Origin of the sequence: Brevibacillus sp. SIMBA_040, assembly GCF_046535075.1 — a bacterium.
Taxonomy (GTDB): Bacteria; Bacillota; Bacilli; order Brevibacillales; family Brevibacillaceae; genus Brevibacillus.
In genome coordinates this window covers 1-274 of the sequence record NZ_JAWRXI010000172.1, presented here as the reverse complement: position 1 = coordinate 274, position 274 = coordinate 1, and the positions used below count along the sequence as shown (strand labels likewise).

Sequence of the window (274 nt, the reverse complement as noted above, 5' to 3'; positions counted from 1 at the left end):
CTGCTACTCCAGCAGCATTATTTAAATGCCCCATGTTTGTTTTAACAGATCCTATTGCACATTTATGAAAGTGATTTTTATTAAAGGCCATATTTAAGGCCTCGATTTCTATTGAATCTCCTAATCTAGTACCTGTTCCATGAGTTTCTATATAAGAAATACTTTCAGGTTCAACCCTAGCAAATTTCATTGCTTTTCTTATACAATCTGCCTGACCTTCTATACTTGGAGCTGTAAAGCCCACTTTATTATTACCATCATTATTGATAGCCCC

At 35.0% G+C, this 274-nt stretch carries 1 pseudogene; it reads right to left on the bottom strand.

The window, feature by feature from the left end:
- Positions 1 to 274, bottom strand: a pseudogene (locus tag SB752_RS32420) (hypothetical protein); the annotation flags it as partial.